This is a genomic window from Sphingomonas sp. UYP23 (assembly GCF_054059235.1).
The window spans coordinates 1,525,232-1,539,802 of the sequence record NZ_JBSSBX010000001.1 but is presented as its reverse complement, the minus strand read 5'-3'; the positions used below and the strand labels follow the sequence as shown (position 1 = coordinate 1,539,802).

Here is a 14,571-nt window from a genome sequence, read left to right as displayed (position 1 = left end):
GGCACGAAGCCGCCCCATGATGGGGTAAGAAAAAGCGGCGTGGATCAATCTTTGTAACGCCTTTATCGCGAGCGATAGGCTGCCGTCGTTACGATCTCACACCACCTTCGTCCCCGTGAGGACCTTTTCCTGCCGAGGCAGAACCGTAAAAGCTCCTGTTTAGAATTGTGTCAGGCGATAGTGACGGCGACCGCGGTGCCGGGTTCGCTGCCCCAGCGGAAATCGGTGCCATCCGTCCACATGCGGTGGAGGACAACGGCCAGGCGGCGCGCGACCGCCACGATGGCTCGGCGCATGCCCCGGCGCTGTGCGACCTTCATTCCCCAGGCCTTGAGCCATGACCAATGCCGACTCTGGGTCAGCAGGACCTGCGCCGCTTCGTACAGCACCGTTCGCAGCATAGGGTCGCCGGATTTGGAGATGCCGCCGTCATAGTCGATCTCGCCCGACTGGTGCCGCCGCGGCGTCAACCCGACATGCGCGCCGACCGCTCTGGAATGGACGAAGCGCTGCGGTTGGTCGATCGAGGCGCGATAGGTGAGCGCAACCACCGGGCCGACGCCGGGTGCGGTCATCAAGCGCCGGCACACCGGATCGTGCCGGACCGTGTCGAGTAGCATCTTCTGGAGCGTGGCCAGCTGCTGGCGCATTACCCGCCGCACCGTCAGCAACGGCTCGACGATCGCCGCCAGTCGCGGAAAGCCCTCGACCAGATGACGGATCCGGGGCTCGTAGCCGATCGTGCTGACGACCCCGACCTTGAGGCCGAAGTTGCGCAACGTGCCGCGCATGTCGGACTCGATGTCGATCAGCTTGCGCTGGACGAGCTTGCGGCTGTCAGCAGCATGCGCTGCTCCTGCGCGGCCAGCGTCTTCACATGCACCGGCTTGAACAGCCCGACCCGCATCATCTGTGCGATCCCACGCGCGTCGTTGCGGTCGGATTTGTTAATCTGCTGCGCCTGCAACAGCGCCTTCATGTGCCGCGTCTCGACACAGATGACCGGTAGGCCCGCCTCGGCGAGACCGTTCACCAGCCACTGCGACAACGGACCGGCTTCGATACCAACTCTCACGTAATCACCACCGACTGACGTCAACAGCACGGCAATGTCATCGGGTTCGGTCGGTACCTTGCGCTCGCACACCACCTTGCCGGCATCGTCCACCACGCACACCGACGTCTCCTTCACCGAGACGTCCAGACCCACAAAATGCGCCATCGCTCACACTCCTTCCCTCGATGCACGAGGTCAGGTCGACCCCGGTACAGGCATCGTATGTGAAAGGGCTGCAATCTCACCAAGGTAGAACTGCAGCCGCCGCGATACACCATCTTTGTATATCGCTGTGGACATGCGTTCGCGCGCTCGCTTTCGGCCCGAACCAGACCAGATTAACTTAGCGGACACCGCCAGCTGGTAGTGGGCCACGATGCGCATCGGTTCACTCGTCACCTGTCTCGCCGTGGTAGGCGCGCCCGTCAACGCGGCGCTGAACGATATACCGATGGTCGCGATCGGGTTGCCGTTCACTCCAGAATCACCGAGACCGGTCGCCGAGAACCACGTCCTGTACCATCACGTCGAAGTCGCAGAAATCGAGGGACTTCCCGCGACGATCGGGAGTTCAAGCCTGAATTTCATCCACGCGGCCAAGCGGTCGAGCGTCAACGCCGCGCTTCGCGAAACCTTCGAGCGCATGAACCTGCTCGCGCCCGCCAACGATAAAGCGCATGTTCGCTTGCTGGTGACATGGGAAGGCAACAAGACGCCCTTCCACATCGGCTCCCAAAGCACGAAGCCGCTGCGCGGCATTGGTGTTGGTGGTGAGGTAGCGCCTTTGCGGTGAGGTTTGGCCCGGCGGCAGCGGCGGCAGACGATGGAGTTCCTTCAACCAAAGGAACTTCATCATGGCGATTGTACCGATCGAACGACCCGTCACCCCGCTGCGTCAACGGATGCTCGACGACATGGCGATGCGCGCGATGCGGTCGCGGACCCAGCATGATTATATCCGCCACGTCCGCGCCTTCGCGGCTTTCCTCGGGCGTTCGCCTGACACCGCGACCGCCGAGGATGTGCGCCGCTTTCAGCTTCATCAGCGCGAGCACGGTGTCGGGGAAGGCACGATCAACGGCTCGGTGTCGGCGCTGCGCTTCCTGTTCGACGTGACGCTCGAGCGGCCGGACCTGTCGCGGCGGCTGGTGCTGGCGCATCGTCCCAGGAAGCTGCCCGACGTGCTGAGCGTCGAGGAGGTGGCCAAGCTGCTCGAGGCGGCACCGGGCATCAAGTACCGGGCGGCGCTGGGCGTGGCCTATGGCGCCGGTCTCCGCGTGTCGGAGGTCGCGCACCTCAAGGCCGACGATATCGACAGCAAGCGGATGCTGATCCGGATCGAGGAGGGCAAGGGCCGCAAGGATCGTAACGCCATGCTGTCGCCGCAGCTGCTCGAGCTGCTGCGGCTGTGGTGGCGCGAAGGCAAGCGGCGCAGTGTCCTTCTGCCGCACGGCTGGCTCTTTCCAGGGCGCAGCTACACCGACCCGATCTCGACCCGGCAACTGCACCGTGCCGTCTGCGAGGCGGCCGAGGCGGCGGGGATTCGAAAGCGCGTCAGCCCGCACACGCTGCGGCACAGCTTCGCCACTCACCTGCTCGAACAGGACGTCGATATCCGCGTGATCCAGGTGCTGCTCGGGCACAGCAAGCTCGAGACGACCGCGCTCTACACCAAGGTCGCAACGCGCACGATCCGCGCCGTGACCAGCCCGCTCGACCGGCTGATGGCGCTCATGGAGGGCAAGACGCCGCCCGGTTGACGCCCTCGTGCGGACCTCCCTCGAGGTCGCCAACATCTTTCGCGGCGCTGGTCCCGCATATCGAACGGCGCATGCGGGGCACCTGAGCCTGCACCAGCTGAAGGTCATGTCGGCGATCGAACATTGCCGTACCGCCGTCATGGGCGGTCACGTCGAAGCCTGCACCGACTGCGGGCATTGGCGGGTGGCCTATAACAGCTGCCGCAACCGACACTGCCCGCGGTGCCAGGGTGCCGCCGCGCGCGCCTGGCTGGCCGAGCGTGAGGCCGACCTGCTCCCGGTCGGTTACTTCCATGTCGTGTTCACGCTGCCGGCCGAGGTCGCCGATATCGCCCTCCAGAACAAGGCCGCGCTATACGGCCTGCTGTTCCAGGCGGCGTCCGAGACGATGACCACCATCGCCGCCGACCCCAAGCATCTTGGCGCACGCATCGGCATCACCGCTGTCCTTCATACGTGGGGATCGGCGATGACCCATCACCCGCACATCCACATGATTGTGCCGGGCGGCGGGCTGTCGCCCGACGGCAGCCGCTGGGTGTCGTCGCGCCCGGCGTTCCTCTTGCCGGTGCGCGTGCTCGGCAAGCTGTTCCGCCGCCTGTTCCTCACCCGACTGATGGCGCTGCGCGACACCGGGCGGCTCGGCTTCTTCGGAAGCATGGGCCATCTCGCCGACCGGCGTGCGTTCCTGCGCCACCTGTCGCCGGTCCGGAAGAAGAACTGGGTCGTCTACGCCAAAGCACCGTTCGCGGGACCAGAGGCGGTGCTCGCCTATCTGTCGCGCTACACCCACCGGGTGGCGATCTCGAACGGCCGGCTGCTGCGCTTCGACGAGACCGGCGTGACGTTCCGCTACAAGGATTACCGCCGAGACGGAGCCGACCGCCAGCAGACCATGACGCTCGCGGCCGATGAGTTCATCCGCCGCTTCCTGCTCCATGTCCTGCCAAAAGGCTTCCACCGCATCCGTCACTACGGCCTGCTCGCCGGTGCCACCCGCAAGGGGCAGCTCGAGCGGATCCGTGAGCTACTTGGCGTTGCACCGCCGGCCATCACCGATGCGCCGACCGGGCCGGAAGACGTTCGACCGCCATGTCCATGCTGCGGCGGGCACATGGTCGTCATAGAGACCTTCGAACGCTGGCGGCAGCCGCGCGCACCGCCGCAGAGCACCGCATCGACCGGGACGACCACGCCATGACCCCGCATGGCTCAGCTTCATCCCGCCACGCAGGTCTTGCGGTTCCGGCGATGCTGCCGCTCGTGCTGGCAACATCACCGACTGCATCAGCGGCACCTTCAACCTGCGATCATGGGCAAGATGCACCCCGGACACTGCCCCTCGGGACCATGATCTCGGCCGCCGATACGCGCCTCGACAGCCGTCACACGCGCCGCACAGCCGGGCCAAACTCGAAATCCCCATAGCCAGTACACGTGGCCCGCGGCTTCCTGCTTTGGAGGATATCGTACGCCTCACGGCATCCGATTTCCTTCACACAATCAGACGACCACGACGCTCCGCTATCGGCTGGTCCGCATCGACGATGCCCGGGTCCTGTTTGACTGTACGATCGCAACCTCCGTGTCCGGTGGCGGAGTGGATGCGTCGATGCGAGACAACGGTATCGTGCGTGCTGCCATAGCGGCGAACTTCGCATCCGCTGCCAACTGCATCGACCACGCCGCGTACGGGACGGCGCCCAGCGACTGCGAGCTCATTCCGAAGTATTCGGTTCCCGTAGAACGCCTTTAGATTCAGGCTGCAGTCGATGAGCCATGCTCGTCAATTGCGGTGGCGGCCCTGTCCATGACCTTGTTGATGAGAGACTCGGTGCCAGCCTCGCTAATGGTCCGGCCAAGGTCGATCGCCACCTCGGGCGTCATGCTTACGATCTTGCCATCATATCCCTCGACCAGGACGTGTCCGTCCTCGACCCAGACCTTCCTCGGCAAGCCATAGGGCTCGATCCGATCCGCACGCATCGCATGCTCAGCCATTTCCGCAGGGGTTCGAGGCGCGAAGCCAACAGGTCGGGTCATCGACTCACCTTAAACAAGCATCCTGGACGACAACGCGCCACGCTGATCGCGACAACGCGACTACCCGTTTTTCGTTGCCCTCCGTCGCCGCTTCAGCCGACCGTCTCAGGCCGCTCGACAGCGTTACTCGGCTGCGGCAATCTCGCGTCATGTGCAACCGCGCCCGCAACAGCTACGAGCCCGAGACGCTCCGAACCCACTTCGGAACCGTGTTCGGCGTCGATCGCCCAATGGATAACCGCTTCAACCCGGCCGAGCTGATGCCGCGTGGACGGGCGTACGTCGTGCGCGAGACCGATCGCGGCCGTTGCCTCGACATCATGTCGTGGGATGTGCTCGGCGGTGGCGCCGCATGGCCAATGACCAACGTCCGCAACCTCGGCCTGTCCCAGTGGCGCGCGCTCGCGGCCAAGCCCGAGAACCGCTGCCTCATCCCGCTGAGCGAGTTCTGCGAATGGACGCCCGAGGCGCACGACCTTGGCGATGGCAAGAAGTCGCTCAAGGGCGAGATGTGGTTCCAGGTGATCGACCAGCCGCTGTTCGCGGTCGCCGGCTTCTGGCAGGCCACCGCCAAGGGCAACGGGTTCACGATGGTGACGTGCGACCCGAACGACCTCGTCGCGCCGATCCACCCAAAGGCGATGATCACTGTGCTCGAGCCGGCCGACCACGAGCGATGGCTGCGTGGAAGCTACGAGGACGTGGCGGCGCTTCAGCAGCCGTACCCGGCCGAGCGTATGACCGTGCGCGGGCCGGTGTTTCCGACGCGGCGGGATGAGAAATAACGCGGTGGAAACCTGACAGGAAGCTGCCAATCCAATTAGGACGCCGTTCACGGGCCTAGCTTAAGAATAGGAAGCAAGGCCCAGCCGTTCGTCGTCCCGGCGCTACGGGATATTCCAAGGAGACTGCAATGAGGAGCAAGTTTGCACTGGCCGCCATGATGGCCGTGGTCGCCGTTCCGGCTGCGATGCCGACCGCAGCCGATGCGCGCCATCGCACCTATCATGGCCATAGCAGCTACCATCGACATCGCTGCGGCGGCGGAAATGGCGCAGTTGGCACAATCGCGGGTGGCGTCGGTGGTGCACTGCTCGGAAATGCCCTCGGCGGGGGTGTCCTTGGCACTGTTGCTGGTGGTGTTGGCGGCGGCCTTCTGGGTCGCCACTTTGACAAGACGCACTCACGTCACGTCAACGGTTGCTAACCAAAATATTGGCTTGATATTGGCTTGAGCCCTCGCGTTAGCAGGAGAGGGCCGAGTTCTGTCATCCGCTATTGGGACGACTTCGGGCCCAGGGACACACTGCCTAGGTCGCCGTGATTCGCGAATTACGGCAACCCGGCGTCTCCGGATCCGATCGCCGCTACAATGTCTGCCATGCTGCCGACGACGAGAAGCGAGTCGCCACCGATCAGTCCGATCTTCGTCTGACCGTTTTCGTCAGCGCGGAGGTAGGCAATGTTGGCCGCCACGACGAAATAGTCGCCGCCCCGTGACTTTAGTTCGACGAACTTCATAGGCGTCTCCTGACGGGGACCACATAGTCGGCGGAGGCATTGGATTGCGTTAACGGCATCGATCTCCAACCGTCATCGGATTTCCAGCGCGAACGCATAGGGCCGCTCGACCAGAGTCGCGGCGGTTGCAGCGAACCCGGTAATCACGCCCGAACGGTGGGCACCTCGGCGAGATTGGTCGTCCAGGCTGGCGAACGCGTTTCAGACCGCATCTTCCATTCGCGCTTGAATCCCTGCGATGCCGTTACCGCGGTCCACGAGCCGAAGCGGCCGTTGATGTCGTCGAGCGCTGTCATCAACCGATCGCGCTTGGTTGCGTCTTCTTCGAACAACGTCCGCGGTCTCTCGTCCTCGGGCAGTAGATCGTCGAGCATGATCCCAGCCTTCGTATAGGCGTAGCCGTCGCGCCATGCTTTGGTCGCGCCGCGTCGGGCTGCCGCGATCAGCTCGAGGCTGTCGCTTGTCATCGGGTGGAGCGTCACCGTTCGCGATCCGCTATATTGCGGCCGGTCGGGCTTGTGACGATTGGTATGGAAGAATGTCGTCAATCGGGCGGCGACGAGACCATGGGACCGCAGCTTCTCGCCGGCCCGGAGCGCATGCTGGGATAGCGCCCCCATCATCTGCTCGAAGTCGGTGATCGGCGTCCCGAACGACCGCGTCACGGCCATTCCCTTCCGGCGGGGCTCGACGGCCTCGACGGCGTTCGACGGCACACCGCGCAGTTCGGCGACAAGACGCTCGAGGACGACGGTGCCCATGCCTCGCGCCTGCTTCATCGGCATGTCTCGAAGGGCAGCGGCGGTATGGACGCCCAGATCGGCGAGTTTGCGCGCGGTCGCGCCACCGACCCCCCACACGTCGCCGACTGCGAACGCATGCATCACGCCCTGGCGCGTGCCCTCGTCGCGCAGGTCGGCGACACCACCGAAGCGCGGATCCTTTTTGGCGGCTGCGTTGGCCAGTTTCGCCAGCGTCTTCGTGCCAGCGATACCGACACAGGTGGGGATCGTCGTCCACTGCTGGACCTGGGCCCGCATCGCATGCGCATGAGCGACAAGATCTCGACTTTCGAACCCGGCCAGATCGATGAAGGTCTCGTCGATCGAGTAGATCTCGAAATCGCGGGCGAAGGGCTCGCAGGCGGCGATCACCCTGCGCTGCATGTCGCCGTAGAGCGCATAGTTGGACGATCGGACTTGGATGCCGTGCTCGCGCACCTTCTCGCGCAGGTGATGGATCGGGTCGCCCATCTTGATCCCGAGTGCCTTGGCCTCCGCCGACCGGGCTATCGCGCATCCGTCATTGTTCGACAGAACGATGACGGGCACGCCGACGAGGCTGGAATCGAATGCGCGTTCGCAGCTGACATAATAGTTGTTGCAGTCGATCAGGGCGATCGGGGCGCTCATGCCATCTTGCGCGCCACACCGACCACCACGCCCCAGATCTCCACATCCTCGTCGACCAGGATCTCGGGGTAGCCTTCGGCCTCGGGCACTAGCCAATGCCGGCCGTTGATCCAACGCAGGCGCTTCAGCGTCCGGTCGCCGTGCACCAGCGCCACGACGATCGCCCCGGCCTTCGGCTTCTTGGCCCTGTTCACGACGATCAGGTCGCCATCGTTGATCCCCGCGCCGGACATTGACTGACCGTCGACCCGCATGATGTAGCTGGCCGCCGGGTGTTCGACGAGCCACGCGCCAAGATCGATCGGATCCTGCATGTCGTCCTGAGCGGGTGACGGGAAGCCGGCGGGCGTGTCGCAGATGAAGAACGGAACCTCGCGCGGCACGAGCTCGAACGGGATGTCGTGCAGGCTGGGCGCGGCTTCTCGAGGAGCTTCGATCAGATGCGTTTCGTGTGGAGCGGCCATCGCCTAAAGGACGTCCGCTATCAGGAGTCGTTCACCGCCGGTGGCGATGACACTGTCGCGGGTAGGGCGCAAAATCACCCGTAGATGCTGCTCCTGCTGCATTCTCGTCCTCAAGCAATGTCGAATCGCCGCGCGGCGGCGTGGGTCATAGCGTGGCCCAACACTTGCCGATCGGCAAGAACATTGCGGGAACACCTTTGCGGATTTATACCGACGCCATGGACGCACCGACTCGCGAGGACCGTATGACCGACATCAACCTCGATGGCACCTGGACCATGATCATGGGCGACCAGGAAGCCGACCCGGATCAAAACTTGAAGATCGTCGTCGTTGGCGAGGAGGCGTGGGATGGTGAGACGCCAGACGTCATGGGCACCTGCTCGCTTATCGATGGCTTAATGACGATCACCCTCCCCATGCCCACAAAAGACGGCGGCGCGTGGCCAATGATGATCACCGCCCGCGCGGTCGAGGGTCGCAGCTTGTCGGGTAACGTGCACAGCAGTGGGCCAGGCGGGATCGAGTTCAGCGATCCGTGCATCCTGGTCCGCGGCTTGGACCTCTACGCCAGGCCGAAGCGTGCATGGACGCGCGCGGGCGATTTCATCGACGCTCGTGCAACCGACTGATCCCGACTACCGCTGCCGGTTGTGCACGTCGAACGACCTAGACGCGCTGGTCGAAGCGTTGGCGGACGAGCTATGGGAGAGCAGACGTCACGGAACGCTGGATGATTGCGCATGGAGCGACGCCGGGCCGATGTGGCAGGCGACGTTCCGAGACTTCGCACAAACTGCTATCGAGGTTCTCGGTGCGCGACATAAGGCACATCTTTGAAGCCGAGAGTTCCAACGCCTGCATCCACACCCATTGGCGAGCTGAGGCGATAAGCCGATTTTCAGAGATCTTTACGCGATGGCGGATACTGATCGCATTCGTCGGCCATGGAGCCTTGAAGAGGATGCAAAGCTGCGCGAGCTAATCGCACTTCGTCGAAAAGTGAGTATGATCGCCTGCGCCCTGCATCGATCGCAAGGTGCGGTTCGCGCAAGGATGGTTGCGATCAGATGCTTGCGTCGTGATCACACCGTAAGCCCGGCGCCAAAGATCACATCATCCGACGGGTGACGACATTCTCGAGGGGATCGCGTTTCGGAAATGGAGCCCGCATCCATTCTAACTGGAAAATCCTCACGCAAGGGGACCACGTGCCCGCCGGCCCCACCGCTTCTCGATCCTTTTCCCCGCAACGTAGATGGCCGGGCACAGCGGATCGCGGTCCTTGAGCTTCGCCATCTGCCGAGCCGGACCGATGACACCGAACATCACGAAGGCACCTGCGAAGCTCATCCGGACCCCGAAGAATCCGTGTGACTGATGGTAGCCGTATTGAAAACGGAATTGATCGCCAAGATCGATATTTCGACGCTGCCCGATCTCATGCTCGTCAAACCAATTGTCGGCAGTCGCCAGCATCAGCCGAGCCGCATCCGTGCCGGTCTGTGCCCAAGTCAGGAGATAGCGATTGCTCGAGCCAGCGAAGCGGCCGGTCACCCTGTAGTACAACGCGTACAGCACTTTGAGGGCGAACAGTTCGATGTGCGCCTTCGCGGCAGGTGGCACCGTCGTCGCACGGTCGGCCTCGTAGATGCCATGCGTGAAAAGCGCGAGGCCGTGGGATGGACGGGGCGGCAGCTGGGGCACCGCCGCCGGAACGTTGTTGATCAACCCCGAAGCCAGCTTGGCGAACTCCGCTTCGTCGAGGCCACCGGCCGACCGATCGAAGCTGCGGATGTAGAACGCCATCACCTGCTCGCTGAGGCCGGCGATACGGTTGCACTCGGAGCACGAGGGAAACAGGAATCCCTCGGGGCCATGCTTCTTTATGAAGATGATCCGAGCCGGAGCGTGATCGATCTCCGTCGTCGGCCGCCTCCCAGCGCAGTAGCAGCAGCGCGGGTTGCTCGCGACGAACGCGGCACGATCCACCTTCTGCGGGGTCTTTGACATGATTTGGTCTCGTCCTTCGCTAAGCGTTCGCCAGCGCCAAGCCCGGCGGCATGGGCCTCGGTCTGGCGATCTGCCGCTCCGCCGTGGAGGCCCATGACGGATCCGCCCGCATCGGCAATCACGAGGAGGGCAGCGCGATCGTGGAGTTGGGCCTGCCGCTGGGGTGTCAGAGACCGGCAGCAACATGAGCACCGCATTAAAGGGACGCGAGCTACCGCATGTCCTTCAGCTTTCGCGAATATTCTGAAATAATATCGTCGACCGTCAACTTGTGCGACTTGATGAGCCCGTCGAGGTAGGCGGGCGACAAGTCGGCGAAGTTCTGACCTTCCAGCGACTTGAAGAACGCGCGACATGTGCGAACGAAGCGCGCAAGATCCTGCTCGGTGACGCCCTCGACCTCGTGAGTGAAGGCCGCGGCGCTTTCGATCCGCTTGGCGGGATGAATGATGAGTCGAGTGGCGCGTAGCCCCCGATAATGCTTTTCGAACCAGGCGGCGGAGCGGTTCATCTGCTCCGCTTCCCGCTTATTCACCTCGGCGCGCGTGACGTCGACCTCGTTCTTGCACTCGACAAGCAGATAGCGGTTGTCATCGAGCGCCCAGAGGTTGTCCGGGCCCTCCTTCCATTCCTTATCCGGTCTTTCTCCAGCGAAGCCGAGCGCGAAGCTGAGTTCGTCAAGAGCCTGCTCGAAGTCGTCGGCCTTCACCCCGAAGCGCAGTCGTCCGAGAATGTCGGAGAGCGTCACATCCATATCGGCATAGTCGTCGAACTTCCGCAGCCAGTCTGCCATCCGTTCGGATCTCGCCTGACTGACCACCTCGAGCTTCGTCACCGTCACACCGGTCGGCGGCTTGAGAAGCAGCCGGTTCCGCTTGTGCGCCGAAACCTGCAGGATCTGTGACTGCGGCCGATTGCTGACCCACTCGTATCTCGCCCGCTCCTGCAGATACCAAGCCCGATCGCTATCATCGAAGGAGCCAACATCAAGAAGGTCCTGAATCAGTTTCGAAGCCCCCGCGTAATCCCCAGAGACATAGGCCTCCTCGGCGGCCAGTTCGCCTGCGTAAAGATTCAGGACGTCCACGTTCGGCCCGCGTGGAACGATGCCGTCCATCTGTTCAGCGTAGAATGCCTTCCAATCCTCATCGCGCTTGAGAGACTGGTTCACGAGTATGTTGTAGGCTTTCGTCGGCTCTTCGCCGTCCGCGACCTCCTGGCGAGCCATTTCAGCGACGTCGAGGCCGATCTGGATCTGCTTGTCGACTTGTGGCGAAAGAAATCGACGAGTGGACTTTTCGCGGATCAATCTGACGAGATCGGGTCCGACCATGACGACGACCGAATAATCCTTCTCGCCACGCACACTCCTCCCCATGCCCTGTTCAACCGTGCGGACGGTGCGGAGAAGCGTGGCCTCACTCCGCGGTCGTACCGCCTCGGCATAGAGATCGATCAGGCTCTCCGAATAGGGTCGAGAGTCGAAGACGAGCACACGGCAGGTCGCGTCTGGAAGATCGATTCCGTCGTAACGGTTGACCAGCACGACCGTATTTTCGTAGTTGCCACGCCGCAGGGTCTCGATTGCCGAGTCGATAGTGTCCTTGTTTGCGACCACGGAACCCTTGTCCGCCCACGCCTTGCTAATCGCTTCGCTCGGGACGAGCGCCACAAATCCATACTTTCGCTCAGGACGGGGCTTCCCGTATCCGGCAATTATCCGGTCGCGATCAAGATCCTCGTGAATGAGCGATGGAATGACGACCATCTTCTCTCCGGACCAGGTTTCCTTCTCGTACGTCAGCGGTTTGGTGATCGTCGTAGGCGCGAGGCGAAGTCCCTTCACGAGAAATGCATCGTCCGTGACAGTGGCGGACATGAAGATGCGGTGCTTCGCATTAGCGTAGGATCCAAAGGCATCGAGCGGCGGCAGGTACGGTTCGATCTCCACCGCGGCGCCAGAAAAGATGCACTGACAGTGTGGCAGTATATCCCTCAGCAGCGGCCATGCGAACTTGATAGAGTTTGCGCTCGCTCTCGCCCGACAGGATCTTCGCCACTTCCGTTTCGCGGACGATCCACGACCAGTAGGGCACAGGGAGTAACGACTCACGCTTACCGTTCTCGATGTCCGCGTAGGTTCCCGCTCCCTGTTGTTCGAGATCGATGGCGAACATCGCCTTCAGGGATGCATAGGCCGGCTCGGTGGACGGGATCCGGATGCGGCAGGCTTCGCGGATCCGGTCCGCACAGGCGTGAGCGTCATCCATTAAGACGGTGTCGACGTTGATCGCTGCGCCTCTCAAACCAAACTTGGTGAGACCGTTGAAAAGTTTCTGGACGGACGTCACGAGGATGCTCGTCCCGTTGAGGAACTCTTCGGGAAGTTCCTTCGGAGCGGTGCAGGTCCGGATGCCGAATTGACGGGCCTGCTCACAGGTCTGGGCGATCAGGAAATTATCGGGACAGAGATAGACGACGGGTCCGTTGCCGGCGTTGAGCCGCGCCTGAAGCATCAACAGCCCGACGAGTGTCTTGCCCTGACCCGTGTGAAGTTTGACGATCACGTCACGCGTGTTGGATGCTCTTACGTTCCACTGCTTCAGAACGGCCTCCTGCGACGGGCGAAGCGGGCCCTTGTCGCTGGCGCGATCCAGCGTGCCGTAAAGTTCGATCGGATCGGCCGGCCGTGCGACGGTCTTTCCGCCTAAGCGGCCCTTGAAATCCACCATGTGTCATTGACCTCGAAAGACTGCTGATCGATCCGGGCATCATGGAATATTAGAGGCAACCTCGGCGTCAACCACACGCCGCCCGCTGCCTGCCATCCGCATTCGGCAAGGTTCGTAACTATCTACGCCCCAGATTCCTACTGCGGCGCGGAATACTTTGCGGCAGACGAAGTTCGGGAAGTCGTCTGCCTCGTTTCTGGATGCGGCAGTGGCACCGACACCGACGCCTTACGCCAGAGCAGTCTGCCGGGTCTGCGGCGGCGGCCCGAGCCTTAACGAGACCACCACGATGGCGGCGACGAGCGCCATGCAGCCCGAGATGACGAAGGCCGGCGCATAGCTCCCGAACTGTTCGCGGATGACGCCCGCACCGAACGCAGCCGTCGCGGCGCCGGCCTGGTGGCCGACGGCGATCCAGCCGAAGACGATGGGGGCGTCGCGCTGGCCGAACGTGACGTTGGCCAGCTTGACCGTCGGCGGAATCGTCGCGATCCAGTCGAGGCCGTAGAAGATGGCGAACACCCCAAGGCTCGCCGGCCCGAAGTCCAGGAACGGCAACGCGATCAAGGAAAGCCCGCGCAGACCGTAATAGGCGAATAACAGCTTGCGAGGATCGTACCGGTCGGTCAGCCAGCCGGAAGCCGTCGTGCCGAACAGGTCGAAGAACCCCATCATCGAAAGCAGACCGGCGGCGGCGACGGGCGCGATGCCGTGGTCGCCGCAGAAAGCGATCATGTGCGTGCCCACCAGCCCGTTGGTGGTGAGGCCGCAGACAAAGAAAGTTCCGAAGAGAAGCCAGAACATCGGCACCTTGGCCGCGCGGAAAAGGGCTTCGAACGCGAGCCACGGAGTAGCGGCCTGCTTCAGCTCGGGCGCCGGCTGGGTGTGCTCGGTCTCCCCGTATCGGCGCCCGCCCACGTCGTCCGGATGCTCGGACATGAAGATCGCGACGACCGGGATGAGCGCGGCGCAGGCAATGGTCACGGCGACCACGACCGGCCGCCATGCACCGCCGTCAGCGAGCCAGGCAAGGAGGGGAAGGAACACAAGCGCGCCGGTCGCGGTGCTCGCGCTCAGCATCCCCATGACAAGCCCCTGCCGGGTGGCGAACCAGCGGTTCACGACCGCGGCCCCCAGGACTGATGCGATCGCTCCGCTGCCGATCCCTGAGAAGACCCCCCAGGTGAGCACGTACTGCCAGGGAGCCGTCATCCAGAGGCTGGTGAACGTCGACAGCGCCATCAGCGTCAGTCCTGCGAGCATCGTGCGCTTGATGCCGAACGAGATCATCAGGGCGGCGGAGAAGGGCCCCACCAGACCGTAGAGGAAGATGCCGATCGCCGCGGCGAAGGAGATGGTGCCACGTCCCCAGCCGAAATTCACCTGCAGCGGGACCATCAGGACGCTCGGCGCGGAGCGAAGACCGGCTGCTACTAATAGCGCGATGAAGGTCACCGCGACCGCTATCCAAGCGTGGGCGGAGTGGTGCCTGAACCGTGTCAGCATGAAGGACCTTCGAATGGAAAAGCGTGTTGGTGGGTGCCGATCGAAGCGGCGCCCAGCGTGAGC

Annotated in this window: 14 protein-coding genes and 2 pseudogenes; 7 read left to right on the top strand and 9 right to left on the bottom strand. The window is 63.2% G+C overall.

The window, feature by feature from the left end; genetic code table 11:
* Positions 1-170: 170 nt before the first annotated feature.
* Positions 171-1,222: pseudogene (locus ACVWYO_RS07650) on the bottom strand (IS110 family RNA-guided transposase).
* A 211-nt stretch (positions 1,223-1,433) separates the two neighbouring features.
* Between ACVWYO_RS07650 and ACVWYO_RS07645 the strand changes: the two are divergent.
* The 3 genes from ACVWYO_RS07645 (at position 1,434) to ACVWYO_RS07635 (ending at position 4,018) form a co-directional block, all read left to right on the top strand.
* Positions 1,434-1,850, top strand: a complete 417-nt coding sequence (locus tag ACVWYO_RS07645) for a hypothetical protein (protein ID WP_457349573.1) — start codon at positions 1,434-1,436, stop codon at positions 1,848-1,850.
* A gap of 61 nt (positions 1,851-1,911) precedes the next feature.
* Positions 1,912-2,817 carry a tyrosine-type recombinase/integrase gene (locus tag ACVWYO_RS07640; protein WP_457349571.1) on the top strand — a complete coding sequence of 302 codons (906 nt, stop codon included), beginning with the start codon at positions 1,912-1,914 and terminating at the stop codon, positions 2,815-2,817.
* Between the two features lie 7 nt (positions 2,818-2,824).
* Positions 2,825-4,018, top strand: coding sequence for an IS91 family transposase (locus tag ACVWYO_RS07635; protein ID WP_457348794.1), 1,194 nt, complete (start codon positions 2,825-2,827; stop codon positions 4,016-4,018).
* A 557-nt stretch (positions 4,019-4,575) separates the two neighbouring features.
* Here ACVWYO_RS07635 and ACVWYO_RS07630 read toward each other — a convergent pair.
* Entirely contained in the window at positions 4,576-4,818 is a 243-nt protein-coding gene (locus ACVWYO_RS07630; RefSeq protein ID WP_457349569.1) for a hypothetical protein, read from the bottom strand.
* A gap of 191 nt (positions 4,819-5,009) precedes the next feature.
* Here ACVWYO_RS07630 and ACVWYO_RS07625 point away from each other — a divergent pair, with 191 nt between their 5' ends.
* Both ACVWYO_RS07625 and ACVWYO_RS07620 read left to right on the top strand, forming a co-directional pair.
* A complete protein-coding gene (locus ACVWYO_RS07625; RefSeq protein WP_457349567.1) occupies positions 5,010-5,645 on the top strand; it encodes an SOS response-associated peptidase family protein in 636 nt (211 codons plus the stop codon).
* 201 nt (positions 5,646-5,846) lie between these two features.
* On the top strand, positions 5,847-6,095 hold the full coding sequence (locus ACVWYO_RS07620; RefSeq protein ID WP_457349565.1) for a hypothetical protein: 249 nt from the start codon (positions 5,847-5,849) through the stop codon (positions 6,093-6,095).
* Between the two features lie 97 nt (positions 6,096-6,192).
* Here ACVWYO_RS07620 and ACVWYO_RS07615 read toward each other — a convergent pair whose 3' ends face one another.
* The 3 genes from ACVWYO_RS07615 to ACVWYO_RS07605 all read right to left on the bottom strand — a co-directional run bounded on the left by ACVWYO_RS07615 (position 6,193) and on the right by ACVWYO_RS07605 (position 8,257).
* The gene (locus tag ACVWYO_RS07615) at positions 6,193-6,381 is read right to left on the bottom strand and encodes a hypothetical protein (RefSeq protein ID WP_457349563.1); all 189 of its coding nucleotides are present in this window, start codon (positions 6,379-6,381) and stop codon (positions 6,193-6,195) included.
* A 143-nt stretch (positions 6,382-6,524) separates the two neighbouring features.
* On the bottom strand, positions 6,525-7,793 hold the full coding sequence (locus ACVWYO_RS07610; protein WP_457349561.1) for a Y-family DNA polymerase: 1,269 nt from the start codon (positions 7,791-7,793) through the stop codon (positions 6,525-6,527).
* Positions 7,790-8,257, bottom strand: a complete 468-nt coding sequence (locus tag ACVWYO_RS07605) for a LexA family protein (protein WP_457349559.1) — start codon at positions 8,255-8,257, stop codon at positions 7,790-7,792. The genes ACVWYO_RS07610 and ACVWYO_RS07605 overlap by 4 nt, the downstream gene beginning before the upstream one ends.
* Before the next feature lie 164 nt (positions 8,258-8,421).
* Between ACVWYO_RS07605 and ACVWYO_RS07600 the strand changes: the two genes are divergently transcribed.
* Positions 8,422-8,889 (top strand): hypothetical protein, encoded by a 468-nt coding sequence (locus ACVWYO_RS07600; RefSeq protein WP_457349558.1) that lies wholly within the window; start codon positions 8,422-8,424, stop codon positions 8,887-8,889.
* A 562-nt stretch (positions 8,890-9,451) separates the two neighbouring features.
* Here the strand turns inward: ACVWYO_RS07600 and ACVWYO_RS07595 are convergent.
* Positions 9,452-10,270 (bottom strand): HNH endonuclease, encoded by an 819-nt coding sequence (locus tag ACVWYO_RS07595; RefSeq protein WP_457349556.1) that lies wholly within the window; start codon positions 10,268-10,270, stop codon positions 9,452-9,454.
* 47 nt (positions 10,271-10,317) lie between these two features.
* Here ACVWYO_RS07595 and ACVWYO_RS07590 point away from each other — a divergent pair.
* A pseudogene (locus tag ACVWYO_RS07590) lies at positions 10,318-10,458 on the top strand (hypothetical protein); the annotation flags it as partial.
* 23 nt (positions 10,459-10,481) lie between these two features.
* Here ACVWYO_RS07590 and ACVWYO_RS07585 read toward each other — a convergent pair.
* The 3 genes from ACVWYO_RS07585 to ACVWYO_RS07575 all read right to left on the bottom strand — a co-directional run bounded on the left by ACVWYO_RS07585 (position 10,482) and on the right by ACVWYO_RS07575 (position 14,508).
* A complete protein-coding gene (locus ACVWYO_RS07585) occupies positions 10,482-12,221 on the bottom strand; it encodes a helicase C-terminal domain-containing protein (protein WP_457349554.1) in 1,740 nt (579 codons plus the stop codon).
* Positions 12,169-13,002, bottom strand: a complete 834-nt coding sequence (locus tag ACVWYO_RS07580) for a DEAD/DEAH box helicase family protein (protein WP_457349552.1) — start codon at positions 13,000-13,002, stop codon at positions 12,169-12,171. Before ACVWYO_RS07580 ends, ACVWYO_RS07585 begins: the two co-directional genes overlap by 53 nt.
* Positions 13,003-13,230: 228 nt before the next feature.
* Complete coding sequence (locus ACVWYO_RS07575) at positions 13,231-14,508, bottom strand: MFS transporter (protein WP_457349550.1); 1,278 nt, start codon at positions 14,506-14,508, stop codon at positions 13,231-13,233.
* Positions 14,509-14,571: the final 63 nt, after the last annotated feature.